This is a genomic window from Kitasatospora brasiliensis, from assembly GCF_032654805.1.
GTDB classification, from domain to species: domain Bacteria; phylum Actinomycetota; class Actinomycetes; order Streptomycetales; family Streptomycetaceae; genus Kitasatospora; species Kitasatospora brasiliensis.
Genome location: NZ_JAUOOW010000003.1, coordinates 772,402 through 794,079 on the forward strand (window position 1 = coordinate 772,402; position 21,678 = coordinate 794,079).

Annotated in this window: 21 protein-coding genes, 1 pseudogene and 1 riboswitch; of the genes and pseudogenes, 11 read left to right on the plus strand and 11 right to left on the minus strand. The window is 73.1% G+C overall.

Annotation, left to right across the window (positions count from 1 at the left end):
* Positions 1-8 precede the first annotated feature (8 nt).
* From QWJ13_RS15520 to QWJ13_RS15530, 3 genes are read left to right on the plus strand one after another with little or no spacing between them, the layout of a single operon-like run.
* Positions 9-545 (plus strand): carboxymuconolactone decarboxylase family protein, encoded by a 537-nt coding sequence (locus QWJ13_RS15520; RefSeq protein ID WP_316524916.1) that lies wholly within the window; start codon positions 9-11, stop codon positions 543-545.
* Positions 542-1,534, plus strand: coding sequence for a phosphotriesterase family protein (locus tag QWJ13_RS15525; RefSeq protein WP_316524917.1), 993 nt, complete (start codon positions 542-544; stop codon positions 1,532-1,534). Before QWJ13_RS15520 ends, QWJ13_RS15525 begins: the two co-directional genes overlap by 4 nt.
* A gap of 37 nt (positions 1,535-1,571) precedes the next feature.
* Positions 1,572-2,063, plus strand: a complete 492-nt coding sequence (locus QWJ13_RS15530) for a GNAT family N-acetyltransferase (RefSeq protein WP_316524920.1) — start codon at positions 1,572-1,574, stop codon at positions 2,061-2,063.
* Positions 2,064-2,159: 96 nt separating this feature from the next.
* Here the strand turns inward: QWJ13_RS15530 and QWJ13_RS15535 are convergent.
* Positions 2,160-2,468: pseudogene (locus QWJ13_RS15535) on the minus strand (SDR family oxidoreductase); the annotation flags it as partial.
* A gap of 312 nt (positions 2,469-2,780) precedes the next feature.
* On the opposite strand from QWJ13_RS15535, the gene QWJ13_RS15540 reads away from it, so the two are divergent.
* Positions 2,781-3,923, plus strand: a complete 1,143-nt coding sequence (locus tag QWJ13_RS15540) for an alpha/beta hydrolase (protein ID WP_316524923.1) — start codon at positions 2,781-2,783, stop codon at positions 3,921-3,923.
* 113 nt (positions 3,924-4,036) lie between these two features.
* Here QWJ13_RS15540 and QWJ13_RS15545 read toward each other — a convergent pair whose 3' ends face one another.
* The gene (locus QWJ13_RS15545; RefSeq protein ID WP_316524925.1) at positions 4,037-4,366 is read right to left on the minus strand and encodes a MoaF-related domain-containing protein; all 330 of its coding nucleotides are present in this window, start codon (positions 4,364-4,366) and stop codon (positions 4,037-4,039) included.
* 210 nt (positions 4,367-4,576) lie between these two features.
* On the opposite strand from QWJ13_RS15545, the gene QWJ13_RS15550 reads away from it, so the two are divergent.
* Together QWJ13_RS15550 and QWJ13_RS15555 are read left to right on the plus strand one after the other, a co-directional pair.
* A complete protein-coding gene (locus QWJ13_RS15550; protein WP_316524926.1) occupies positions 4,577-5,914 on the plus strand; it encodes an esterase/lipase family protein in 1,338 nt (445 codons plus the stop codon).
* Between the two features lie 275 nt (positions 5,915-6,189).
* Positions 6,190-6,362: riboswitch (cyclic di-AMP (ydaO/yuaA leader) on the plus strand.
* A 1-nt stretch (position 6,363) separates the two neighbouring features.
* Positions 6,364-6,954, plus strand: coding sequence for a hypothetical protein (locus QWJ13_RS15555; RefSeq protein ID WP_316524929.1), 591 nt, complete (start codon positions 6,364-6,366; stop codon positions 6,952-6,954).
* Positions 6,955-7,051: 97 nt separating this feature from the next.
* Here the strand turns inward: QWJ13_RS15555 and QWJ13_RS15560 are convergent, their stop codons facing one another.
* A complete protein-coding gene (locus tag QWJ13_RS15560; RefSeq protein WP_316524931.1) occupies positions 7,052-7,801 on the minus strand; it encodes a hypothetical protein in 750 nt (249 codons plus the stop codon).
* 173 nt (positions 7,802-7,974) lie between these two features.
* Positions 7,975-8,772 (minus strand): IclR family transcriptional regulator, encoded by a 798-nt coding sequence (locus QWJ13_RS15565; RefSeq protein ID WP_316524934.1) that lies wholly within the window; start codon positions 8,770-8,772, stop codon positions 7,975-7,977.
* Between the two features lie 197 nt (positions 8,773-8,969).
* Here QWJ13_RS15565 and aceB point away from each other — a divergent pair, with 197 nt between their 5' ends.
* The gene (gene aceB, locus QWJ13_RS15570) at positions 8,970-10,622 is read left to right on the plus strand and encodes a malate synthase A (RefSeq protein ID WP_316524936.1); all 1,653 of its coding nucleotides are present in this window, start codon (positions 8,970-8,972) and stop codon (positions 10,620-10,622) included.
* 139 nt (positions 10,623-10,761) lie between these two features.
* Here aceB and QWJ13_RS15575 read toward each other — a convergent pair whose 3' ends face one another.
* The 7 genes from QWJ13_RS15575 to QWJ13_RS15605 all read right to left on the minus strand — a co-directional run bounded on the left by QWJ13_RS15575 (position 10,762) and on the right by QWJ13_RS15605 (position 16,700).
* Positions 10,762-12,156 carry an 8-oxoguanine deaminase gene (locus QWJ13_RS15575; protein WP_316524939.1) on the minus strand — a complete coding sequence of 465 codons (1,395 nt, stop codon included), beginning with the start codon at positions 12,154-12,156 and terminating at the stop codon, positions 10,762-10,764.
* Between the two features lie 73 nt (positions 12,157-12,229).
* A complete protein-coding gene (locus tag QWJ13_RS15580; RefSeq protein WP_432277513.1) occupies positions 12,230-13,702 on the minus strand; it encodes a nucleobase:cation symporter-2 family protein in 1,473 nt (490 codons plus the stop codon).
* Between the two features lie 218 nt (positions 13,703-13,920).
* The gene (pucL, locus tag QWJ13_RS15585) at positions 13,921-14,841 is read right to left on the minus strand and encodes a factor-independent urate hydroxylase (protein WP_316524943.1); all 921 of its coding nucleotides are present in this window, start codon (positions 14,839-14,841) and stop codon (positions 13,921-13,923) included.
* 30 nt (positions 14,842-14,871) lie between these two features.
* Positions 14,872-15,210: a hydroxyisourate hydrolase gene (gene uraH, locus QWJ13_RS15590; RefSeq protein WP_316524945.1), complete on the minus strand. Its 339-nt coding sequence runs from the start codon at positions 15,208-15,210 to the stop codon at positions 14,872-14,874.
* Between the two features lie 98 nt (positions 15,211-15,308).
* Positions 15,309-15,821, minus strand: coding sequence for a 2-oxo-4-hydroxy-4-carboxy-5-ureidoimidazoline decarboxylase (gene uraD / locus QWJ13_RS15595; protein WP_316524947.1), 513 nt, complete (start codon positions 15,819-15,821; stop codon positions 15,309-15,311).
* A 247-nt stretch (positions 15,822-16,068) separates the two neighbouring features.
* Complete coding sequence (locus QWJ13_RS15600; protein ID WP_316524949.1) at positions 16,069-16,449, minus strand: helix-turn-helix domain-containing protein; 381 nt, start codon at positions 16,447-16,449, stop codon at positions 16,069-16,071.
* Positions 16,446-16,700, minus strand: a complete 255-nt coding sequence (locus QWJ13_RS15605; protein ID WP_316524952.1) for a thiamine-binding protein — start codon at positions 16,698-16,700, stop codon at positions 16,446-16,448. The genes QWJ13_RS15600 and QWJ13_RS15605 overlap by 4 nt, the downstream gene beginning before the upstream one ends.
* Before the next feature lie 224 nt (positions 16,701-16,924).
* Here QWJ13_RS15605 and QWJ13_RS15610 point away from each other — a divergent pair, with 224 nt between their 5' ends.
* The 4 genes from QWJ13_RS15610 to allB all read left to right on the plus strand — a co-directional run bounded on the left by QWJ13_RS15610 (position 16,925) and on the right by allB (position 21,676).
* Positions 16,925-17,761, plus strand: coding sequence for a TIM barrel protein (locus QWJ13_RS15610; protein WP_316525213.1), 837 nt, complete (start codon positions 16,925-16,927; stop codon positions 17,759-17,761).
* An 85-nt stretch (positions 17,762-17,846) separates the two neighbouring features.
* The gene (locus tag QWJ13_RS15615) at positions 17,847-18,743 is read left to right on the plus strand and encodes a 2-hydroxy-3-oxopropionate reductase (RefSeq protein ID WP_316524954.1); all 897 of its coding nucleotides are present in this window, start codon (positions 17,847-17,849) and stop codon (positions 18,741-18,743) included.
* A gap of 250 nt (positions 18,744-18,993) precedes the next feature.
* On the plus strand, positions 18,994-20,136 hold the full coding sequence (locus tag QWJ13_RS15620; RefSeq protein ID WP_316524956.1) for a glycerate kinase: 1,143 nt from the start codon (positions 18,994-18,996) through the stop codon (positions 20,134-20,136).
* Between the two features lie 151 nt (positions 20,137-20,287).
* Positions 20,288-21,676, plus strand: a complete 1,389-nt coding sequence (gene allB, locus QWJ13_RS15625) for an allantoinase AllB (protein ID WP_316524957.1) — start codon at positions 20,288-20,290, stop codon at positions 21,674-21,676.
* Positions 21,677-21,678: the final 2 nt, after the last annotated feature.

The following is a 21,678-nucleotide window of genomic DNA, read 5'->3' on the forward strand; positions in this document are numbered from 1 at the left end:
CCGCCCCGATGGCTTCCGCCGCGCCGACGACATCCGCTCAACCGGTTCCCGCTCCTGGTTCCGACGGCCTCACCCCGGCCCCCTTCGACCGCGAGGCCGGCTACGCCCTGCTCGCCGACCTCGCCGGACCGGCCGCCACCACCCTCGCCGGCCTGGACGCTCTCGCCCCGGGCTTTCCCGACTGGATCGTCACCAGTCTCTTCGGCGGCACCTACCAGCGCCCCGGCCTCGCCCTGCGCGACCGCCAGATCGCCAACCTGGCCGCCCTCACCGCCCTCGGCGGCGTCGAGCCCCAGCTCGCCGACCACGTCCGATACAGCCGACGGATCGGCATGACGGAGGCGGAGATCACCGAGGTCATCGTCCACCTTGCCCCGTACGTCGGCGTCCCCAGGACCCTGGCCGGCCTGCGCGTCGCCACCGCCACCTTCGCCGAGGCCGCTCACGAAGCCACTGACGAAGCCGAAGCCACTGACGAAGCCGAAGCCGCCGACGATGCCGAAGCCGCCGGCGAACCCACTGACGATGCCGAGGCCGAGGCATGAGCCGCACCGTCCGCACCGTCCTCGGTGACCGCGACCCCGCCGACCTCGGCGTCACCGACTCCCACGACCACCTCTTCATCCGCAGCCCGCTGCTCCCCGGCCAGGAACTGGACGACCCGGCCGCCGCCGACGACGTGCTGCGCGCCTACGCTGCCGCCGGTGGCCGAACCCTCGTCCAGTGGACCCCGTTCGGCCTGGGCCGAGGCGCGGACTCCCTCGCCGCCCTCGCCCGGACGACCGGTGTCCACATCGTCGCGGCGACCGGCGCGCACCAGGCAGCCCACTACCCGCGGGGCCGCTTCCCGGAGCCCGGCGCCGACCCGGCCGCGAACCCAGGCACCGACCCGGCCGCGAACCCCGGCCCGTACGGCGACCCGCGCACCGACCCGTACGGCGACCTCGCCGAACGCTTCGTCACCGAGCTCACCACCGGCCTGCCAGGCGCGCCCGAGGGCGTCCGGGCCGGGCTGATCAAGGTCGCGGCCGACGCCGGGCCCGAGAGCCGGCACACCCGCCGGGTGCTGGCGGCGGCCGCGGAGGCGCACCACGCCACCGGCGCGCCGATCGCCGTCCACCTCGAAGCCGCCGGTGATCCGCACGCCGTCCTGCGCCGACTCCACGGCCGACACGGCGTCCGGCCCGACCGGATCATCCTCGGCCACCTCACCCGGCTGCCCGACCCCGCGGTGCACCGTTCCCTCGCCGCCGAGGGCGTCCACCTCGCCCTGGACAGCCCCTCCCGGGCCGGTCACCCCGGCGACCACCAGGCCTTCGACGCCATCGCCGACCTGGTCGAGGCAGGCCACGCCGCCCAACTGCTGCTCGGCGCCGACACCACCACCCGCACCGCCCGTGAGGCAGGCGGCCCGGTCCGGCTGCTCACCGACCTCGCCCCGCGCCTCGCCCGCAGCTACGGCCCCGAACTGCCCGAGTTGCTCCTCGTCGCCAACCCGGCCGCCGCCTTCGCCGCCGACTGGCTCGCGCCATAGGGCTCCTCCGGACCATGTGCCCGTTACGGTGCCGGACATGGCCGAACTGACGCTCCGAATCCTCACGACCGCCGACTGGCCGCTCTGGAGGGACCTCCGCCTGGCCGCCCTGGCCGACGCGCCGGACGCCTTCAAGTCCAGGCTCGCCGACTGGCCGCACGGCGGCGAGGGCCGCTGGCGCGACCGCCTGCACCGCCCGGACGCCCATCACGTCGCCGCCTTCCTGGACGACACCCCGGTCGGAATCGTCGACGGCCTGCCCGGATCACCGGACGGTGTGCGGGAGTTGCGTTCGCTCTGGGTCGCCCCGCAGGCGCGCGGCCGGGGTGTCGCGGACCGTCTCATCGAGGAGGTCGAGAGCTGGGCGCGGGCGGTCGGCGGCACCACGCTGCTCCTCGCCGTGCTCCCCGGCAACGTGGCGGCGCTCGCGCTCTACCGCCGCCACGGCTTCGCCCCGCTCGGGGAGCCCGGCGAACTGCTCGCCGACGGGGTCACCCGCGAACTCCTCCTGGCGAAGCCCCTGCGATGACCCCCGCTGCCCGGCGGTGGTGCCGGGAATGTACGACGGCGGGGCCTGTGCCGGATGGGAAGTGGCACACACCCCGCCGTCAGCCGGACCGATGCGTCACATGTGAGTGCCGCCGTCGATCCGCAGCTCGGTGCCGGTGACGAAGGCGCCGTCGTCGGAGGCGAGCATGGCGATCACGCCCGCCACCGTCTCCGGGCCCGCGAAGCCCCGGTCGAGGGCGGGGGAGAGCTTGGCCAGCAGGCTGTAGTCGGTGTCGGCGGGCAGGCCCGGGGCGTTGGTCATGCCGCTGTCGATGCTGCCCGGCGCGACGCAGACCGCGCGCAGGCCCTGCTTCGAGTACTCCGAGGCGATCGCGTGGGTGAAGGACTGGATGCCACCCCTCGCGGCGTACGCGGCGGCTCTGGGAGCGGGCGGGCTGAGTCAGGGTGGGGCCTGCTCGCGGTGAGGCGGCAGACGGCAGGTGCGGCGGGCGGCAGGCGGTCGACAGCTGACAGCTGACAGATTTCAGATGACACAGTTCAGATGACAACTTTCGAAATCTGTTATCTGAACGTTGTCACCCGCCCGCCCCACTCCCCGTGACCTCCCAGCCGCGATCAGCTTCCTCCCAGCTGCCGCTAGGGTTGGTCCTCGCGCCCCGGCAGGGGAACCGGGGTGACCACCTCGGATGTCCCCAGCGGAGGGGACTGGAGTTCGAGGCGTGGGAGCAAGTAGGACATGGGTCTGACGAGCCACAAGGTGCTGGCGCTGACCGTACTGATCGCGGTCGTGATGATGGTCGGCACGGTCTGGCTGTGGCCCAGACTCGCGAAGAAGACCTGGCAGTCGGTGCTCGGCCGGATCGGCGCGCTGCTCGCCACCCAACTCACGGTGCTCGCCGCGCTCGGCCTGGTCGCGAACAACTACTTCGCGTTCTACAGCAGTTGGGACGACCTGCTGGGCATCGGTGACACCGGCCCGGTGGTGATCCACAACAAGGCGGACGCCTCGGGCCGGCTGATGGTGGAGACGATAGGCCAGGCCTCGGTCAAGGGCGGCGGCGCGATGGGCCGCGAGCCCAGCCAGTCCGGCGAGATCCGCAAGGTCCGGATCGACGGCGCGGTCAGCCGGCTGTCCACCGAAGGCTACGTCTACCTGCCACCGCAGTACTTCCAGCCGGAGTACGCGCAGAAGCAGTTCCCGGCCGTGATCGTCAGCACCGGATTCCCAGGAATCGCCGAGAACCTGATCACCCGCTTCAACTACCCCGGGGCGGCACTCAAGCTGCTCCAGGAGGGGCGGATGCAGCCGACCGTCATGATCTTGATGCGTCCCTCGCCCGCATTGCCGCAGGACACCGAGTGTGAGGACGTCCCCAACGGCCCGCAGTCCGACACCTACTTCACCAAGGACGTGCCCTCGGCGATCCAGGCCAGCTTCCGGGTTTCCGCAGACCCGCAGGCCTGGGCCTTCATGGGCAACTCGACCGGCGGCTACTGCGCTCTCAAGCTGGCCATGCGCCACCCGGACGTCTTCCCGACCGCCGTCGCCCTCTCCGCCTACTACGAGGCCGCCGACGACCCGACCACGGGCGACCTGTTCGGGGGCAGCAAGCAGCGCCGCGACGAGGCCAACCTGATGTGGCGGCTGAAGAACCTGCCGCAGCCGAAGGTGTCCGTGCTGCTGGCCGGCACCAAGAAGGGCGACGGCAACTACCGGCAGGACACCGAGGCCTTCGTCGACGCCGTGCGGAGCCCGATGAACGTCTCGTACAGCATGCTGGAGAACGGCGGCCACAACTTCGAGACCTGGAGCGCCCTGCTGCCCTCCTCGCTGGAGTGGCTGTCCCAGCACCTCAAGGTGCCGAACCAGACCGTCTGACCCTGGCCGTCTGGACCGGTCCGTCTGACCCCGGCCGTCTGGACCGGACCGTCTGAACCGGCCGGTTCGGGCGGACGCCCGGGAACCGTCCGGCTCCCGGGCGTCCCCGCCGCTCAGGCCACCCGCTCCAGCGTCCCGGTGTGCAGTTCGCCGACCCGGCCGCCCTCGCCCTCGAAGGTCCAGAAGGCCCGTACGGTCAGCTTGCCGAGGTCCATCACATGGCTGACGGTGATCCCACTCTGCTCCGTCCAGCTGACGAAGTAGATCTCCGGCGCGACCTCCGCGACGTGCAGCCGCACGTCCTCCCACTGGCCCGCGGACTCGCCGAGGCCCTCCCAGCGCAGCCGCGTGCCATCGGCCGAGTAGGTGTTGCGGAAGGCCGCGCCGTTGTCGGCCCGGAAGAGGTAGGTACGGCCGGCGAAGGCGGGCAGGGACGCGGTCATGGTGGGGCGGGTCCTCGTTTCTGTGCGGCGGTGGCGAGCCTCCGGTCGGGCTCGCCGCTCTTGTGCACGGCGGATGATGTCAGAGTTCCAATTTATCCGACCGGGAGCACTCGGTCAGGCAGTCGCCACGGTACGGTCCGCCACCGCAGGGCCGCCAGGATGTGCGGCCGGCACATGGGCACCGTCCGGCGCCGGCCCTAGCGTCCGGCCATGAGACGCACCCCCACACCCCCCACCCCGACGAGGCGCGCCCCCACCGCCCTCGCCGCCGTGCTCCTGATGCTGGCCGCCGCCTTCCTCGGTGCCCCCACCACCGCCCAGGCCGCGAGCGCCGCGAGCGCCGCGAACACGACGAGCGCCGCGACCGCCGCGACCGCCGCCACGACCGCCCCCCTCACCCTCGAAGCCACCTTCCCCACCCCCGGCAACGGCTGGGCCAAGGTCGAGCGCTACTTCGACAGCACCCCCGGCTTCCGCGCCGAGCAGTTCCCGTCCGACGGTCGCGGCGACCAGGACGGTGCCCGCCGGACGTACTTCGGCACCGGTCGGCCGTCCTCCGCCCGCTTCCTGCTCTACTCCGCCGCCGGCTGGGACACCGGCAGCAAGGCCACCCCCGTCCTGCTGGTCCACGGCGCCAACGACAACGCCGACCGGGCCTGGGCGAACCCGGGGGAGAGCGGCGTCTGCGGTGCCGCGAGCTGCCCGTCCACCGGGCTCGCCCAGTCCCTGGCCGGCACCGGCCACCGGGTCTTCGCGATCGGCTTCGCCCACAAGCACGGCGACAACCTGCTCCAGGCGCAGGCCGTCGGCGACGCCGTCGCGCTGATCCGGGACCGGCTCGGGGTCTCCCAGGTCGACGTGGTGGCCTGGAGCAAGGGCGAGGTCGCCGCCCGGGCGTACGTGTCCTCGGTGAAGCCCTCCTGGGGGAGGCCCTACGCGGGTGACGTGCGCCGTCTGATCACCGTCGGCGGGCCGAACGGCGGGCTCGACTACGTGTACGCGCACGGCTGGGACTTCGACCTGGCCACCTGGCCGGCCTGCGGCGGCACCGCCAACGCGCCGTCCCCGCACCTCTCCATGACCTGTTACGGCACATACACCTCGCAGCCCTGCCTCGGGGTCCTGCCGAGCAGCGGCTACGACTGCTACCCGGGCCAGCGCCAGCTGCTCGCCCGCTGGGACGGCACCTACGGGGTGGACTCCACCGCGCAGGACTGGTGGACCACCTACTACGGCGGCCAGGGCTTCTACACCTCCGGCCAGGGCATCCAGGCGGCGATCGACGCGGGATCGTTGATCGCACCGCTGCGGCAGGCCGGCGTTCCGGCCTCGGTGCGCACGTACCTGCTGGCGGGTGGATCGGCCGACCTCCCGGGTGTGCTCAACGAGAACCGCGGGCCGAGCGACGGCCTGGTGTTCACCGCGAGCGCGCTGGACACCACCGGCATCGCGACGGTCGGCGGGACCCGGCTGCTCAGCGGCCTCAACCACATGGAGCTCGCCTGGGCGCCGGAGGCGGCGAGCCAGATCGACGCCTGGCTCGGCTGACCCGGCTTCCCCCGCCCCGCCGATCCTCCCGGCCCCTGGCCCCGGCCCCCGGCTCCTGGTCCCCGGCCCCCGGCCCTCGGAGAACGATCCTCCCGGCCCCCGGAAAGCGATCAACTCGGCTGACACGCAGCGTCGTTGATCGACACCACTGTGACCTGCGCGACAACCGCCCCGGCCGAGTTGTCCGTTCACGTACGACCCGCCTAGCCTGCAACGGTCGTCCGCCCCTCGCGGACCCCGCCGCCGGGACGCCGAGTCCCGTCCACCCGCTGGCGGGTCACCGAGCACCACAGCGGACGGGAGCGGGGGAACCAAGGTCAGCGCCCGGCCCGTACGCTCCCGCGTGCGGGCCGCGGCTAGGGGTGAAGCCGCGTCGCCATGGCGCTGCGGCCGGGCGACCTCAGCCCGAACCCGACAGCTCACCTCGCAGGCGTCGCCGAGGTGACCCCATGCCCACGCCTGCCAGCTCCACACGCCGGCCTGCGCTCGTGCCCGGCCGCCGTCGCGCGCCGCGCCACGCCCGTCCGTCCCACCGCGGCCGCAACGCCGCCCTCGCCGCGGCCGGGGCGTTCGCCATCAGCGGCCTCGGCCTGCTCGGGGTGCCGTCCGTCACCGGCGCCCAGGCCGCCATCACGCCGACCGCCACCACACCGGCCGTCGCCCCCGCCGCCCCCGCCGCCCCCGTCCCGACCGTCACCCAGGACGGGCCGGTCGGCCCCGCGGCCATGGTCGCGGGCAAGGCCGCCACCGCCTCGCTCAGCCTTCACTCCTCGGCCTGCTTCACCGCGAAGACCGTCGGCGTGGGGGTGCGCGACGCGCGCGGGAGGAACCTCGACTTCCCCGGCCACGCGTCCGACGTGCGGATCTGCCCGAACGGGTTCGACTTCACCAGCGCTGCGCGCACCCTGCCCGCCGGGACGTACACCCAGTTCGGCTTCTGGCAGGACCTCGACGGCACCTGGCACGACCTGCCCTCGCAGCGGCTGGTGGTCTCCGCCGCCGGCGCGTCCACCCGGGCCCCGGCCACGACGGCCGGGTAGCGGGCCCAGCGGTAGAGGTCCACCGGTGGAAGGCCGCCGGTGGGCGCTCGACGCGGAGCGCCCACCGGCAGGGCCGTACCGGCAGGACCGTGCCGGCTCAGGAATCGGCGGCCGGTGCCGCGACCGTGATGTCGAACGGCTGCCGGTTGTTGCTCTCCTCCGGGTCGTCCGCGCTGTGCACCTCGACCGAGCCGCCGCTCAGCGTGCCCGTCGGCAGCTCCGGGTCGAGCCGGACCGGCACGAGGGCGGTGGCGCTGCGTCCCTCCCGCAGCCCGGGTTCGAACGCGCACCGCACGACGCGGGCGTGACCGCGGGCATGGCCGATCACCCGGCAGTCGGACGGGAAGTACGGGCCCTCGGGCGTGACCCCCTTGGGCAGGGTGACCACGACCGTGAACGGGGAGGACGTGGTGCCCGGGCCGCGGTTGCCGACGAAGGCGCGGATGACGGTGGTGCCGCCGGGAGAGGCCGGGTCCGGGTCGAGCCGGACCACTTCCAGGTCGGAGTCGGACGGTCGCGCGGCGGCCGGTGCGGGCAGCGTGGAGGCCTCGGCGATCCCGGGGGTCGCCGGGGCGGGGAGGGTGGAGGCCTCGGTGATCCCGGGGGTCGCCGGGGCGGGGAGGGTGGACGCCGTGGGCGCGCCCGGCGCCACGACCTGCACGGCGGGCCGGGGCTCGGGCCGCCGCAGCGCCCAGGACGAGTCGGTGGCCAGCACCGTCACCGCGCACCCCGCCGCCACCGCCGCGATCAGTCCGGCGCCGCCGAATCCCCCGCCTCTCCTGCCGGCGCGCCGTGCGTCACCGCCCCGTACGCCACCGTCCGGTACGTCCCGGTGGTGCTGCTCCATCCCCGCTCACCCTGCCCTCGCGTTCGGCCGCCCGCGCCGTCGCGGGCCGCGTCCGCACCAGGGTGGCGGAGCCGCCGCCGGAGCCGGGTGGCAACCCGCCCGTCGTCCGCCCGAACGGATGACGCGGCGCGCCGACCCGACCGCCTCGACCGGCAACGGAGGTTGACGGAACGTCAGGGTGCGAGGACCTGGCCCAGCCGGGTCGCGATCTGGTGCATCACCGGTACCAGTGAGGCGGCCCCAGCCTGTTCCTCCAGGGCGCGGATGCGGGCCTCCGGACCGGAGACCGAAAGCGCGGTGGGCGTCGGGGCGCCCGGGACGGCGAGCGCGATGCAGCGGACGCCGATCTCCTGCTCCTGGTCGTCGACCACATAGCCGCGTTCGCGCGCCTCGGCGAGCTGGCGCATCAGCTCCTGCGGGTCGGTGACGGTGTACTCGGTGTGCGCGGTCAGCGGGTTGGGGCCGAGGACGGCGCGCGCCTCGTCCTCGGGCAGCTGGGCGAGCAGCGCCTTGCCGACACCGGTGCAGTGCGGCTGCACCCGTCGGCCGACCTCGGTGAACATCCGCATCGAGCGACGCGACTGCACCTGGCCGACGTACACCACCTCGCCGCCCTCCAGCACCGCCAGGTTGGCGGTCTCGCCGGTGGCCTCCATGAGCTCGGCCAGGTACGGGCGGGCCCAGCTGCCGAGCAGTCGGCCGGCCGTCTCGCCGAGGCGGATCAGTCGGGGGCCGAGGGTGTAGCGCCGCGCGGTGTCCTGGCGGACATAGCCCTGCTGGACGAGGGTACGAACCAGCCGGTGGATGGTCGGCATGGGGAGGCCGGAACTGGTGGACAGCTCGCTAAGCGTGGCCACACCGCCGGAGTCGGCCAGCGCCTCCAGGAGGTGGAAGGCGCGTTCGACGGACTGCACGCCGCCGCTCTGGCGTTCCGCGCCTGCCGTCGGTGCTGGGTCGGGGGTCGCGGCCACCGGGGGTTCCCTTCGCTGGTGGGGGAGTTCGGGAAGAGGGGGTTCGGGACTGGGGGTCGGGAGGGGGAGTCTCGGCAACCTCTTCAACAAACCGTTGAAATTCTGTATCGCGGAAACTAGTCTCCACCTTACAGAATCGAGCAGCTCCCTTCGTCAGGTTCAACCGCCCGTTCAACCGTCTTAGGAGTGTCCTGCCCATGGCTGAAGATCAGGGGCCCGTCGGCGCCTCCACCGCCGCTCCGGTCGTCACGGTCGCCGGTCCTCCCGTCCACCGGGCGCAGGAGGTGCTCACCCCGGAGGCACTCGCCTTCGTCGCCGGACTCCACCGCGCCTTCGACGGCCGTCGGCGGGAACTCCTGGCGGGGCGCACGGCCCGCCGCGCCGAGATCGCCGCCACCGGCACGCTGGACTTCCTCCCCGAGACCGCCGAGGTCAGGGCCGGGGACTGGAAGGTCGCCGAAACGCCCCGCGCCCTCCGGGACCGCCGGGTCGAGATCACCGGCCCGACCGACCGCAAGATGGTCGTCAACGCGCTCAACTCCGGGGCGGAGGTCTGGCTCGCCGACTTCGAGGACGCCACCTCCCCGACCTGGGAGAACGTGATCAGCGGCCAGGTCAACCTGATCGACGCCTTCGAGGGCCGGATCGACTTCGCCGGCGCGGGCGGCAAGGCCTACACCCTCAAGCCCGCCGCCGAACTCGCCACCGTCGTGGTCCGCCCGCGCGGCTGGCACTTGGACGAGAACCACCTGCTGGTCGACGGCGCCCCGGTGGCCGGCGCGTTCGTCGACTTCGGCCTCTACTTCTTCCACAACGCCGCCCGACTGCTGGCCAAGGGCGCCGAGGACCCCAACTCCGGCCCGTACTTCTACCTGCCGAAGACCGAGAGCCACCTCGAAGCCCGGCTGTGGAACGACGTGTTCACCCATGCCCAGGCCGCACTCGGCATCCCGTACGGCACCGTCAGGGCGACCGTGCTGATCGAGACCATCACCGCCGCGTTCGAGATGGACGAGATCCTCTACGAGCTGCGCGACCACGCGGCCGGCCTCAACGCCGGGCGCTGGGACTACCTGTTCTCGATCGTCAAGAACTTCCGCGACGCCGGTGCGCACTACATCCTGCCGGACCGCAACGGCGTCACCATGGCTTCGCCGTTCATGGCCGCCTACACCCGGCTGCTGGTGCGGACCTGCCACCGGCGCGGCGCCCACGCGATCGGGGGGATGGCCGCGTTCATCCCGAGCCGTCGCGACCCGGAGGTCAACGCGGCCGCGCTGGAGAAGGTCCGGGCGGACAAGGACCGAGAGGCCCACAACGGCTTCGACGGCTCCTGGGTGGCCCACCCCGACCTGGTGCCGGTCGCCCGGGCGTCCTTCGACGCGGTGCTCGGCGAGCGGCCGCACCAGAAGGACGACCCGGGCCCGTCCGAGCCGGTGACCGCCGCCCAACTGCTCGACATCGCCGGCGCCGGGGGCAGTTGCACCCGTGCCGGGCTGCACAACGCCGTCCAGGTCGGCATCCGCTACATCGAGGCCTGGCTGCGCGGGATCGGCGCCGTCGGCATCTTCAACATGATGGAGGACGCCGCCACCGCCGAGATCTCGCGCTCGCAGATCTGGCAGTGGATCCACAACGGGGTCGTGCTGGCCGACACCGGCGAGAAGGCCACCGCGGAGCTGGTCCGCAGCCTGGTCGCGGTGGAACTGGCCGAACTCCTCGCCGAGTTGGGCGAGGACGCCTACGGTGCCGGTCGCTGGCCCGAGGCTGCACGGCTCTTCGAACAGGTCGCTCTGGCCGAGGAGTTCGTGGACTTCCTGACCCTGCCCGCGCTTCCGCTGCTGGGCTGACAGCGAACAGCGAACAGCGAACAGCGAACAGATAACAGCAAACAGATGACAGATAACAGATGACGAAAGTTGTCAGCTGTCATCCGTTCCCGTAGCCCGCCACCCCCGAGCCCACCGACCCCGACCCGCCACCCGAGCGTCAGCCCGCCCGCCCCGCCCGCCCCGTCAGCTCACGGGCGGCGCGGGCGCAGTCGCGCGCGATCCGCTCCTCGTCGACGGTGGTCAGCCTCCCCTGCTCGACCACTGCCTCGCCGTTGACGAACAGCGCCGCCAACGGCGGCAGCGCGCCCAAGGTGAGTGCGGCGACCGGGTCGGCGATGGAGGAGTGCATCACTCCGTCGATCTTCCACAGCGCCAGGTCGGCGAGCTTGCCGGCCTCGATCGAGCCGATCTCGTCCTGCCGCCCGAGCACCCGGGCGCCGCCCATGGTGCCCAGGCGCAGCGCCTGCCGGCCGGTCAGCGCGGTGGGGGAGCGGTGCACCCGGTTGATCAGCAGGGCGTTGCGCAGCTCCGTACCCAGCTCACCGGACTCGTTGGACGCGCCGCCGTCGACGCCGAGCCCGACCGGGACGCCGGCCCGGAGCATGTCGGGCACCCGGGCGATTCCGGCCCCCAGCCGGGCGTTGGAGGACGGGCAGTGGGCGACGCCGGTGCCGGTCTCGGCGAACTTGGCGATGTCGGAGTCGTCCATGTGGACGCAGTGCGCCATCCAGACGTCCGCGCCGAGCCAGCCCACGGACTCGAAGTAGTCGGTCGGTCCCATGCCGAACAGCTTCCGACAGAACCGTTCTTCCTCGACCGTCTCCGAACCGTGGGTGTGCAGCCGGACGCCCTTGCGGCGGGCCAGTTCGGCGGACTGGCGGAGCAGGTCGGTGGAGACCGAGAAGGGTGAGCAGGGTGCGAGGGCGACGTGCAGCATCGAGCCGAAGGAGGGGTCGTGGTACCGGTCCACGGCGGCCTCGGAGGCGGCCAGGATGTCGTCGAGCTCCTCGACCGCGTGGTCCGGCGGCAGTCCGCCGTCCTTCCGGGAGCGGTCCATCGAGCCACGCAGCGCGGTGAAGCGCAGGCCGAGCTCTCGGACGGCCTCGATGGAGGCGCCGAGGACGTCGCCGCCGTCCTTGGGGAAGACGTAGTGGTGGTCGGAGGCGGTGGTGCAGCCGGACTTGAGCAGCGCGGCGGCCGAGCCCTGGGCGGCGGCGTGGACGAGCCGCTCGTCGATCCGCGCCCAGGTCGGGTAGAGGGCGACCAGCCAGTCGAACAGGATGTCGTCCTGGGCCAGGCCGCGGGTGATCCACTGGTAGAAGTGGTGGTGGGTGTTGACCAGTCCGGGGGTGACCAGGTGTCCCTCGCCGTCGATCCGGCGCACCACGCCATCCGGTCGGGCCGGGGCGGGGCCTTCGCCCACCGCCTCGATGGTGTTGCCGAGGATGACCACGTGCCCGCGGGCGTACTCGGTGTCGTTCGCGTCCACGGTGGCGATCGCGACGTTCTCGATCACGATCCGCCGGTCGCCGGGTGGGGGCTGGACTGCCATGGTGTGACTCCTCTGAGGAAGGGCCGGGGGGACCGCGGGGGCGCCGTAGGGGCGGGCCTCCGCGTCGGGCCGGTCAGGACGGTGTCGCCGTCGTCGGACCCGCCGGCACCGGAGGCACCGTCGATCCGGAGTCCGGGCCGGACCCGGAGCGGCGGGCGCCCCCGACGTGGTGGAAGAGCAGGTTGAGCAGGACGGCCGTCACACAGCCGGCCGAGATCCCCGAGTGCATCAGGGTCCGGACGGCCTCCGGGAAGGAGTCGTAGAACGTCGGCACGGCGATCGGGATGATGCCGACGCCGAGGGAGACCGACACCAGGATGGTGTGCGAGCCGGACTCCATGCCGGCCTCCGCGAGGGTGCGGATGCCGCTCGCCGCGACCGTGCCGAAGAGCACGATCCCGGCGCCGCCGAGAACGGGCTGGGGCACCAGCGAGACGACCGACCCCAGTACGGGGAACAGCCCCAGCAGGACCAGGATGCCGCCGCCGGCCGCGACCACGAAGCGGCTGCGGATCCTGGTCAGCGCCACCAGCCCGATGTTCTGGGCGAAGGCGCTGGCGGCGAAGCCGTTGAAGACGGGGCTGAGCGCGGTGGCCAGGCCGTCGGCCCGCAGTCCGGCGGCGAGGGTGGGTTCGTCGGCCTCGCGGTCGACGATCCTGCCGAGGGCGAGCATGTCGGCGGTGGACTCGGTCATCGAGACCACCATGACGATGCACATCGAGACGATCGCGGCGGCGTCGAACAGGGGCGCGCCGAAGTGGAACGGTGAGGGCAGCGAGAAGACGTTCGCGTCCTTGACCGCGCCGAAGTCGGCCAGCCCCAGCGGGAAGGCGATCAGGGCGCCGAGCGCCAGGCCGACGAGCAGCGACAGCTGTTGCCAGAAGCCGCGCAGCAGCCGGTTGCAGAGCACCACCGCGACGAGGGTGATCGCGGCCAGGCCGACGGCCCGCATGGAGCCGTACCCGGGGGCGCCCGGCGAGCCGCCGCGTGCCCAGTTGACCGCCACCGGGAGCAGGGACACCCCGATGAGGGTGATCACGGTGCCCTGGACGACCGGCGGGAAGAACCGGATGAGCTTGCAGAAGTACGGCGCCGCGAGGAAGCACAGGAGCCCCGCGACGATCACCGCTCCGAAGATCACCGGGAGGGCGTCCTTCGGCGAGTGCTCCTTGGCGATGGCGATCATGGGCGCGACCCCCGCGAAGGAGACGCCGTTCACGAAGGGCAGTCGCGCGCCGATCTTCCAGATGCCGAGGGTCTGGAGGAGGGTGGCCAGTCCGGCGGTGAACAGGCTGGCGGAGATGAGCAGGGCGAGCTCGGTGGGGGAGAGCCCGACGGCGGCGCCGACGATGAGCGGGGGCGCGACGACTCCCGCGTACATCGCGGCGACGTGCTGGAGCCCGGTGGAGATCAGTTTCATCGGCGGCAGCAACCCGTCCACGGGGTGGATGGCGGAGCCCGCGGTCCGGGCTGAGGCGCCGTCCGGTCCGGGCGCTCTCGCCGGGGTGGAACCGCCGTCTGTACTGCTGCTGTTGCTGGGTGCCATGTCGAGCCCCTCTTGTGCCCGTGGCTCCCGGCGCGCCCGTGGCGCTGGAGTGCGGCTGGTGCCGGTGGGGTGCCGGCGGCGCCGGTGGTTCGCCGGTACTGCTGCCGGCGTGGCCGAGGGCGGGGACGGCGGTGCGAGGTCCCTCGACCGGGCTCTCCAGTGCTCCGGGCCGGCCGCCGCGAGGCAGACACGAACTCCGGTGGGTGGGGGATGGGAGGTCAGGCGACCGGGATGACCGGGACGACGCCCTCGCGGTGCACGGTGCCCTCGATCAGGCCGTACATGCGGTCCGCGGCGAAGTAGACCTCGTTGTCGTTGTCGAGGCCGAACGGTTCCAGGTCGACCAGGAAGTGGTGTTTGTTGGGCAGTTCGAGGCGGACCTCGTCCACCTCGACGCGGTGGTCGAGGACCCGGGTGCCCATCGCGTGCAGGGTCTGCTGCAACGAGTAGGAGTAGGTCTCGGCGAACGCCTCCAGCAGGTGCCGCTTCACCTGGGCGTAGGAGCGGTTCCAGTCGGGCTGGGCCTCGCCCTCCCCGCCGCCGTAGCCGAACTTCCAGCGGGCGGTGACCTGGGTGGCGAGGATGCGGTCGTACGCCTCCTGGAGGGTGGTGTAGCCGTCCTTGAGGTAGCCCCAGAACTCCGAGTCGGTGGAGTTCATGACGACCAGGTCCTTCAGGCCGGAGACGACCCGGACGGACTCGCCGTCGTAGACGATCTCGCTGGTGCGCACCTCCTGGCCGTTGCGGACGAAGGAGTGGCCGATCTCCTTCGAGCCGGTGGAGCGGGCCGATCCGTCCGACGTCCTGATCCGGTCCCAGGCGTACTCCTCGATCCGGATCCGGGCGCCGTGCACGACGCCGCGCTCGGTGTCGTCGACGAAGTGGCGCGCCAGGAGGATGCCGAAGGCCTCGGCCGACTCGATGCCGTACTCCTTGGCGAAGGCGTACACGGTGTTCTTGGTGGTGTCGGTGGGAAGGCAGTTGGCGTTGGAGCCGGTGAGGTGGACGTCCTCGAACTCGCCCCAGAGCGAGACCGATACGTTGAGGTCCTTGATCTCGTGCCGGGCGGAGTCCCGGTGGATCCGGACGACGCGGTTCTCCGCTTTGCCGTACTGGTTCTGACCGAGCACGTGGGCCATGGCGTGGCTCCCTAGGCTTCGAGGGTCGGTCTACCGGCTTCCCCGGTAGACCGAGTATCCGAACGGGTTGAGCAGCAACGGCACGTGGTAGTGGCGCTGTTCGGGCGAGACCGTGAAGACGATCGAGACCTCGGGGAAGAACGGCGGCTCGGTGGACCGGAGCGCGTAGTGCGCGCCGGTGTCGAAGAGCAGCCGCACGACCGAGCCCGCCTCCACGGCCGGCAGGTCCTTGACCCGGCCGTCGGAGTCCGTGACGGAGGTGCCGAGCACCTGCCAGCCACCCTCGGTGCGCAGTGCGAGCTCGACCGGTACGCCCTCGGCCGGGTGGCCGAGGCTGGTGTCGAGCACGTGGGTGGAGATGCCAGTCATGGGCGAAGTGACCTTACTGATGGCGGAAGTGATGACGCGTCAGATGGAAAGCTCTCCGAGTCCGGCAAGGGCTTCGGGTGATGGGACATGACGGAACGTCAGCGGTTGTCGAGCAGGAGGTCGAGGCGGATGTCGTTGATCTTGCGAAGTTCCCCGCGGACGATCTCCGCCTCGGTGGCGGCGTCGTTGGGCTGGCGCTCGCGCAGGGCGGCGAGCATCTCGGTGGCGGTGCGGCCGGTCGCGCAGATCAGGAACACGTGGCCGAACCTGGCCTCGTAGGCGGCGTTGGCCTCGCGGAGCTCGTCGCGGACCGCTTGGTCCGCGCCCCGGATTCCGGCCTGTTCGCGTTCGGAGGCGGCGTCGCCCGCGGCGGGCCTGCCGATCGGGGCGTGGCCGGCCATCGCGTCGCGCAGGTCCTCGGTCGTCAGCGACGCGATGGCGGCCGCGTTGGCGGCGTGCAGGGCCTCGCGGTCGGGCCAGGGCCTGGCGTCCGCCATCGCGGCGGCCCAGCGGGGGCTGGAGCAGACCTCCAGCAGGACCTCCGCCAACTCCGCGGCGTCGGTGGCGGCCAGGGCGTCAAGGGCCTCAAGGGCGTGGGGGTGGTTGGTCACGAGTGGACCTCCTGGAGAGTGGTGCCACCCGGAAAAGCTAGATCGACCCCACCCGGTCGTCAACACTTTGTTGAACGGTTTGGTGGACGCGTATTCGAACCGGGCCGCGACGCCTGGCCCTTTCGTGTGCGATTCGCCAAGTGTGCCCCGCCGCAGGCCGATCCACTCCTGCCGCGCCGGCGGGGTCACCCGTTCGGAAGCCCCCGGACGGGGGTCGGGTGCGCCCCGGAGGGCGCCGAACCGGGCGTCAGGACGACTTCGAGCCGTCCTGGCGGTTCAGGTAGTTGTACACGGTGAAGCGGCTGACACCCAGGGCCGAGGCGACCGTCTCCACGCCGTGGCGGACGGTGAAGGCGCCGCGCTCCTCCAGCAGGGCGACGACCCGCTGCTTCTCCGACCGGTCGAGTTCGGCCAGCGGGCGGCCGTCGAACTGGCGGGTCATCTCGGTCAGCATCCGGTCCAGCGCGCTGCTCAGGTGCGGCAGTCGGACGGCCAGGGCGGGGACGCCCTCCCACTCCAGGACCACGTCGTCGGGCTTGGCCTCGTCCAGCGGGACGGGCGTCGCGCCGACTGCGGCCAGCAGCGGCTTCACGGCCGCGGCGAGCGGGTGTTCCAGGTCCTCGGTCACGGCGTACCGTCCTCCTCGCCCAGCACGCTGACCTGCACCGATATCCGGGTGGCCCCGGCATCCAGGGTCTCCTTGAGCAGCTTGGTCACCGCGGCGAGGACCTGCTCGGCCCCGCCCTCGGCGCCGGTGCCGAAGGGGCCGACCGACACCTCCAGGCCGGCCTCGTCGACGGCCCTGCGGGCCGCCGCGGCGTGCTCCGGGAACGTGTCCAGTTCGAACGGTTCTGTCGTGAACTCCACCATCAATCGCACGGGGTCACTGTAGCGAGCGGGGAGTGGAGGCGGGCAGGGGCCGGTGATCGAACGGTCCGGCCCTCGGGCGGCGCATCCTCGGGGTGCCTTCAACACAATGTTGCGACTCTCTTGACACTCGCTCGACGGGCGAAGATGCTTCCCTCCATGCTTCCACTGCGCAGAATCCTGCTTCCGCATTGTGGAAATAACGAATGACGGAAGGGAGCTGAGAGGTGAGTGACATGACGGCAGCCGCCCGGCACGGCTTCACGGTCAACCTGTCCATCCTGTTCGGCGAACTGCCGCTCCTGGAGCGCCCCGCCGCGGCCGCCGCGGCCGGCTTCACGGCCGCCGAGCTGTGGTGGCCCTTCGGTGACCGGCATGACCCCCCACAGGCCGAACTGGACGCGCTGCGCAAGGCGTTCACCGACGCCGGCGTGCGGCTCACCGGCCTCAACCTCCTGGACGACCTGGGCAGGGGCGCCCGTGGCACCGTCTCGGTGCCGTCCGAGCGGGAGCGCTTTCGCGCCAACGTCCCGGTCGCCGCGGAACTCGCCGCCTCGCTCGGCGCCACCGCGCTCAACGCCCTGTACGGCAACCGGGTCGATGGCGTCGAACCGGCCGAACAGGACGCGCTCGCGCTGGAACACCTGGTGCTCGCCGCCCGGGCCGCGCACGGGATCGGCGCCGTCCTGCTGATCGAGGCCCTGAACCGGGCCGAGTCGCCGCACTACCCGCTGGTCACGGCCGCCGCCGCGGCCGAGGTGGTCGACCGGGTCAACGCCGCCACCGGCCTGGGGAACGCCAGGCTCCTCTGCGACCTGTACCACCTGGCCAGGAACGGCGAGGACCTGGCGGCGGTCATCGACACCCACGCCGACCGCATCGGCCATGTGCAGATCGCCGACCACCCGGGCCGCAACGAGCCCGGCACCGGCGGGCTGGACTTCGAGGACCTGTTCGCCCGGCTGACCGCCGCCGGCTACCGGGGCCCGATCGGTCTGGAGTACCGCCCCTCCACCGGCGTCAGCGCCGACAGCTTCGGCTGGCTGCCGCGCGGGCTGCGCGCGGCCGGGTAGCGAAGCGGCGCCGCCGCCGGGCCGTACCCGGCGGCCCGCCCACTCGTCCGACCTCCCCTCCGGAACACCCAAGGAGCGCGACGCGATGAGCCGCAAGATCGCCTTCATCGGCCTCGGCATCATGGGCGGCCCGATGGCCGCCAACCTGGTCAAGGCCGGCCACCACGTCACCGGCTTCAACCTCACCCGGCCGCCGATCGACGCCCTGGTCGCGGCCGGCGGACACGGCGCCACCGGCATCGCGGAGGCGGTGCGGGACGCCGAGGTCGTCATCACCATGGTCCCGGCCGACCCGCAGGTCGAGCAGGTCATCCTGGGCGAGGGCGGAGTGCTGGAGCACGCCAGGCCCGGCACCCTGGTGATCGACATGTCCTCGATCACCCCGCAGACCTCGGTCAGGATCGAGGCCGCCGCCCGGGCGAAGGGCATCCGCACCCTGGACGCCCCGGTCTCCGGTGGCGAGGCGGGCGCCGTCGAGGCGATCCTGTCGATCATGGTCGGCGGCGCTGTCGAGGACTTCGCCGAGGCCGAGCCGCTGTTCGCCGCGCTGGGTACCACGGTCGTCCACGTCGGCCCGTCCGGCGCCGGCCAGACCGTCAAGGCCGCCAATCAGCTGATCGTCGCGGCCAACATCCAGGTGCTCGCCGAGGCCGTGGTGTTCCTGGAGAACGCCGGTGTCGACCTCGCGGCCGCGCTGGACGTGCTCGGCGGCGGCCTGGCCGGCTCCACCGTGCTCGACCGCAAGAGGACGAACATGCTGGACCGCGCGTTCGCGCCCGGCTTCCGGATCGACCTCCACCACAAGGACATGGGCATCGTCACCGAGGCCGCGCGCGCCGTGGGCGCCGCGCTGCCGGTCGGCGCGGTGGTGGCTCAGCTGATCGCCTCCGCCCGGGCCAACGGGGACGGCTCGCTCGACCACTCGGCGCTGCTGCGCGGCGTCGAGCGGCTCTCCGGCCGCGAGGTCGAGCAGTCCGGATGACCTCGGGGGCTCCCGTGCGGAGCACCCGCCCCCAGCTCCTCCCGGCGTCGGGTGCGTGCCCGCGCCGCCAGGAGGCCGGACCCGACCGGCGGGCGTGCCGGGGCTCATCCGCCCGCCCGCCGGTCGACCCGAGCCGGTGGCGCGTACGCCCCACAGAGGAGGAGGGGCTCGCGCCTCCCGGACCGCGGGGCACATGCTGGACGCACGCCGGCGGACCACCGCCGGACCCGTACGGAAGCGAGGACGCGCCATGCCCCCCATCCCCCACCAGGGCCATGTGGTCGTCGCCCCCGACAAGTTCAAGGGCACCCTGGAGGGCGCCGAGGCGGCGGCCCGGATCGCGGCCGGCATCCGGCGCGCCGCGCCCGGCACCGAGGTGCGCGAACTGCCCGTCGCCGACGGCGGGGAGGGCACCCTGGCCGCTGCGCTCGCGGCCGGGTTCAGCACCGTCCCGGTCGAGGTGGCCGGCCCGACCGGACTGCCGGTGGCCGCCGCGATCGCCGTCCGGGACGACACCGCCGTGGTCGAGCTGGCGCAGGCCTCCGGCCTCGCCCGGCTGCCCGGCGGCCGAACCGCTCCGCTGACCGCCGGGTCCCACGGGGTCGGCCAGCTGATCGCCGAGGCCGTCGCGCTCGGGGCCAAGCGGATCGTGCTGGGCCTCGGCGGCAGCGCCTGCACGGACGGCGGCGCCGGCATGGTGCGGGCGCTCGGGGTGCGGCTGCGAGACCCCGAAGGCGCCGAACTCCCGCCCGGTGGCGCGGCGTTGCGGCGGCTCGCGGAGATCGACCTCGGCCCGCTGGCCGAGGCGCTGGGCGGCGTCGAGGTCGTGGTGGCCTGCGACGTGGACAACCCGCTGCTCGGACCGCGCGGCGCCGCCGCCGTGTACGGTCCGCAGAAGGGCGCCGACGGCGGGGACCTGGTGGTCCTGGAGGCGGGGCTGACCCGGTTCGCCGACCTGGTCGCCGAGGCCACCGGGCGGGACGTCCGGGAGGCGCCCGGCGCCGGGGCCGCGGGTGGGGTGGGCTTCGCCGCCCTGGCCCTGCTCGGCGCCACCATGCGCCCGGGTATCGAGCTGCTGCTCGACCTGCTGGACTTCGACGCGGCCGTGCGCGGGGCACGCCTGGTCGTGACCGGTGAGGGCTGCCTGGACGCGCAGACGCTCCACGGCAAGGCCCCCGCCGGAGTGGCCGCCGCGGCCGCCCGGGCCGGGGTCAGGGTGGCCGCCGTGGCGGGCCGGCTGGAGCTCTCCGAGCCCGAGTGGCGGGCAGCCGGCTTCGCGGCGGCGATCGCCCTCACCGACCTGGCCGAGCGGCCGGGGGACAGCCTGACCAGGGCCGCCGAGCTGGCCGAACTCGCGGGGGAGCGGCTGGCCGACCGGTTGCTGTCGGGCTGAACCCCCGGCCGCGCCCATCCATTGACGTTTTGTTGAAGGCAGGCCTAGGCTCCCGGCCATCCCCACCGCGACTCCGCGTCACCTCCCGCGTTCCACGGCCCCGAAGCGGCTCTCCACGCACCCTCGACCCCCCAAGGTTCCGGAGGTTCCCATGCCATTCAGCCAACCGGCGGTGATCCGCTCCCGACGGGTGGTCCTGCCCGACGGCGAGCGTCCCGCGGACGTGCTGATCCGGGACGGGAGGATCGCCCGGACCGCCCCGTACGGCTCGCTCACGGCCGGCGAGGGCGAACTCGCCGACCTCGGTGACGCCGCCCTGCTGCCCGGCCTGGTCGACACCCATGTGCACGTCAACGAGCCCGGCCGCACCGAGTGGGAGGGCTTCGCCACCGCCACCCGGGCCGCCGCGGCCGGCGGGGTGACCACGATCGTCGACATGCCGCTCAACTCGGTCCCGCCCACCACCACGGTGGCGGGACTGGAGGCCAAGCGGAAGGCCGCCGAAGGCCAGTCCTGGGTGGACCTCGGCTTCTGGGGCGGCGCCGTCCCCGGCAACTTCGCCGACCTCGAACCGCTGTACCGGGAAGGGGTGTTCGGCTTCAAGAGCTTCCTCGCGCCCTCCGGAGTGGACGAGTTCCCGCACGTCGAGGCCGCCGACCTGGAGGCCGCGCTGGCCGAGCAGGCCCGGATCGGAGCTCCGGCGATCATCCACGCCGAGGACCCGGCCGTCCTGGCCGCCGCCCCGCAGCAACCCGGCGTCCACTACCGGGACTTCCTGGCCTCCCGGCCCGCCGACGCGGAGACCGCGGCCGTCGTCCGACTCCTCGGCGCCGCCCGCCGCACCGGCGCCCGGGTGCACGTCCTGCACGTCTCCTCGGCCGCCGTGCTGCCGCTGCTGCGGCAGGCCCGCGCGGACGGCGTCCGGGTGACGGCCGAGACCTGTCCGCACTACCTGACCCTCGCGGCCGAGCAGGTGCCGGACGGCGACACCGCCTTCAAGTGCTGTCCGCCGATCCGCGACGAGTCCAACCGGGACGCGCTCTGGGAGGCCCTGGGACGCGGCGAGTTCATCGCCGTCGTCTCCGACCACTCGCCGTCCACCCCCGACCTCAAACTGCTGCCCGAGTACGGCGGCAGCGGCGACTTCGCGGCCGCCTGGGGCGGCATCGCCTCGCTCCAACTCGGCCTGCCGGCCGTCTGGACCGAGGCCCACCGCCGCGGCCACACCCTGGCCGACGTGGTGCGCTGGATGTCCGCGGGACCGGCCGAACTGGTCGGCCTCACCGGCGTCAAGGGCGCCATCGCCGCAGGCCACGACGCGGACCTGGTCGCCTTCGACCCGGACGGCCGGTTCGCCGTCCGTCCGGGCGGGCTGCACCACCGCAACCCGGTGACGCCCTACGCGGGCCGGACCCTCACCGGCGCGGTGCGCGCCACCTGGCTGCGCGGCCGCCAGGTGGACCCGGCGGCCCGGCCCTTCGGCCGACAGCTCGCCCGGCCCGGCTCCCGCCCCACCACCCCCCTGTCCGAACGCGCCTAGAG

Excerpts from the sequence above, each read along its gene's own strand:
- QWJ13_RS15575 (WP_316524939.1), bottom strand. The coding sequence starts at position 12,156 with ATGGCAGTCCAGCCCCCACCCGGCGACCGGCGGATCGTGATCGAGAAC.
- QWJ13_RS15615 (WP_316524954.1), top strand. The coding sequence starts at position 17,847 with ATGAGCCGCAAGATCGCCTTCATCGGCCTCGGCATCATGGGCGGCCCG.
- QWJ13_RS15555 (WP_316524929.1), top strand. The coding sequence starts at position 6,364 with ATGCCCACGCCTGCCAGCTCCACACGCCGGCCTGCGCTCGTGCCCGGC.
- QWJ13_RS15540 (WP_316524923.1), top strand. The coding sequence starts at position 2,781 with ATGGGTCTGACGAGCCACAAGGTGCTGGCGCTGACCGTACTGATCGCG.
- QWJ13_RS15530 (WP_316524920.1), top strand. The coding sequence starts at position 1,572 with ATGGCCGAACTGACGCTCCGAATCCTCACGACCGCCGACTGGCCGCTC.
- pucL (WP_316524943.1), bottom strand. The coding sequence starts at position 14,841 with ATGGCCCACGTGCTCGGTCAGAACCAGTACGGCAAAGCGGAGAACCGC.
- QWJ13_RS15550 (WP_316524926.1), top strand. The coding sequence starts at position 4,577 with ATGAGACGCACCCCCACACCCCCCACCCCGACGAGGCGCGCCCCCACC.
- QWJ13_RS15580 (WP_432277513.1), bottom strand. The coding sequence starts at position 13,702 with ATGGCACCCAGCAACAGCAGCAGTACAGACGGCGGTTCCACCCCGGCG.
- QWJ13_RS15560 (WP_316524931.1), bottom strand. The coding sequence starts at position 7,801 with ATGGAGCAGCACCACCGGGACGTACCGGACGGTGGCGTACGGGGCGGT.
- QWJ13_RS15520 (WP_316524916.1), top strand. The coding sequence starts at position 9 with ATGGCTTCCGCCGCGCCGACGACATCCGCTCAACCGGTTCCCGCTCCT.
- aceB (WP_316524936.1), top strand. The coding sequence starts at position 8,970 with ATGGCTGAAGATCAGGGGCCCGTCGGCGCCTCCACCGCCGCTCCGGTC.
- QWJ13_RS15620 (WP_316524956.1), top strand. The coding sequence starts at position 18,994 with ATGCCCCCCATCCCCCACCAGGGCCATGTGGTCGTCGCCCCCGACAAG.
- QWJ13_RS15525 (WP_316524917.1), top strand. The coding sequence starts at position 542 with ATGAGCCGCACCGTCCGCACCGTCCTCGGTGACCGCGACCCCGCCGAC.
- QWJ13_RS15545 (WP_316524925.1), bottom strand. The coding sequence starts at position 4,366 with ATGACCGCGTCCCTGCCCGCCTTCGCCGGCCGTACCTACCTCTTCCGG.
- QWJ13_RS15610 (WP_316525213.1), top strand. The coding sequence starts at position 16,925 with ATGACGGCAGCCGCCCGGCACGGCTTCACGGTCAACCTGTCCATCCTG.
- uraH (WP_316524945.1), bottom strand. The coding sequence starts at position 15,210 with ATGACTGGCATCTCCACCCACGTGCTCGACACCAGCCTCGGCCACCCG.
- allB (WP_316524957.1), top strand. The coding sequence starts at position 20,288 with ATGCCATTCAGCCAACCGGCGGTGATCCGCTCCCGACGGGTGGTCCTG.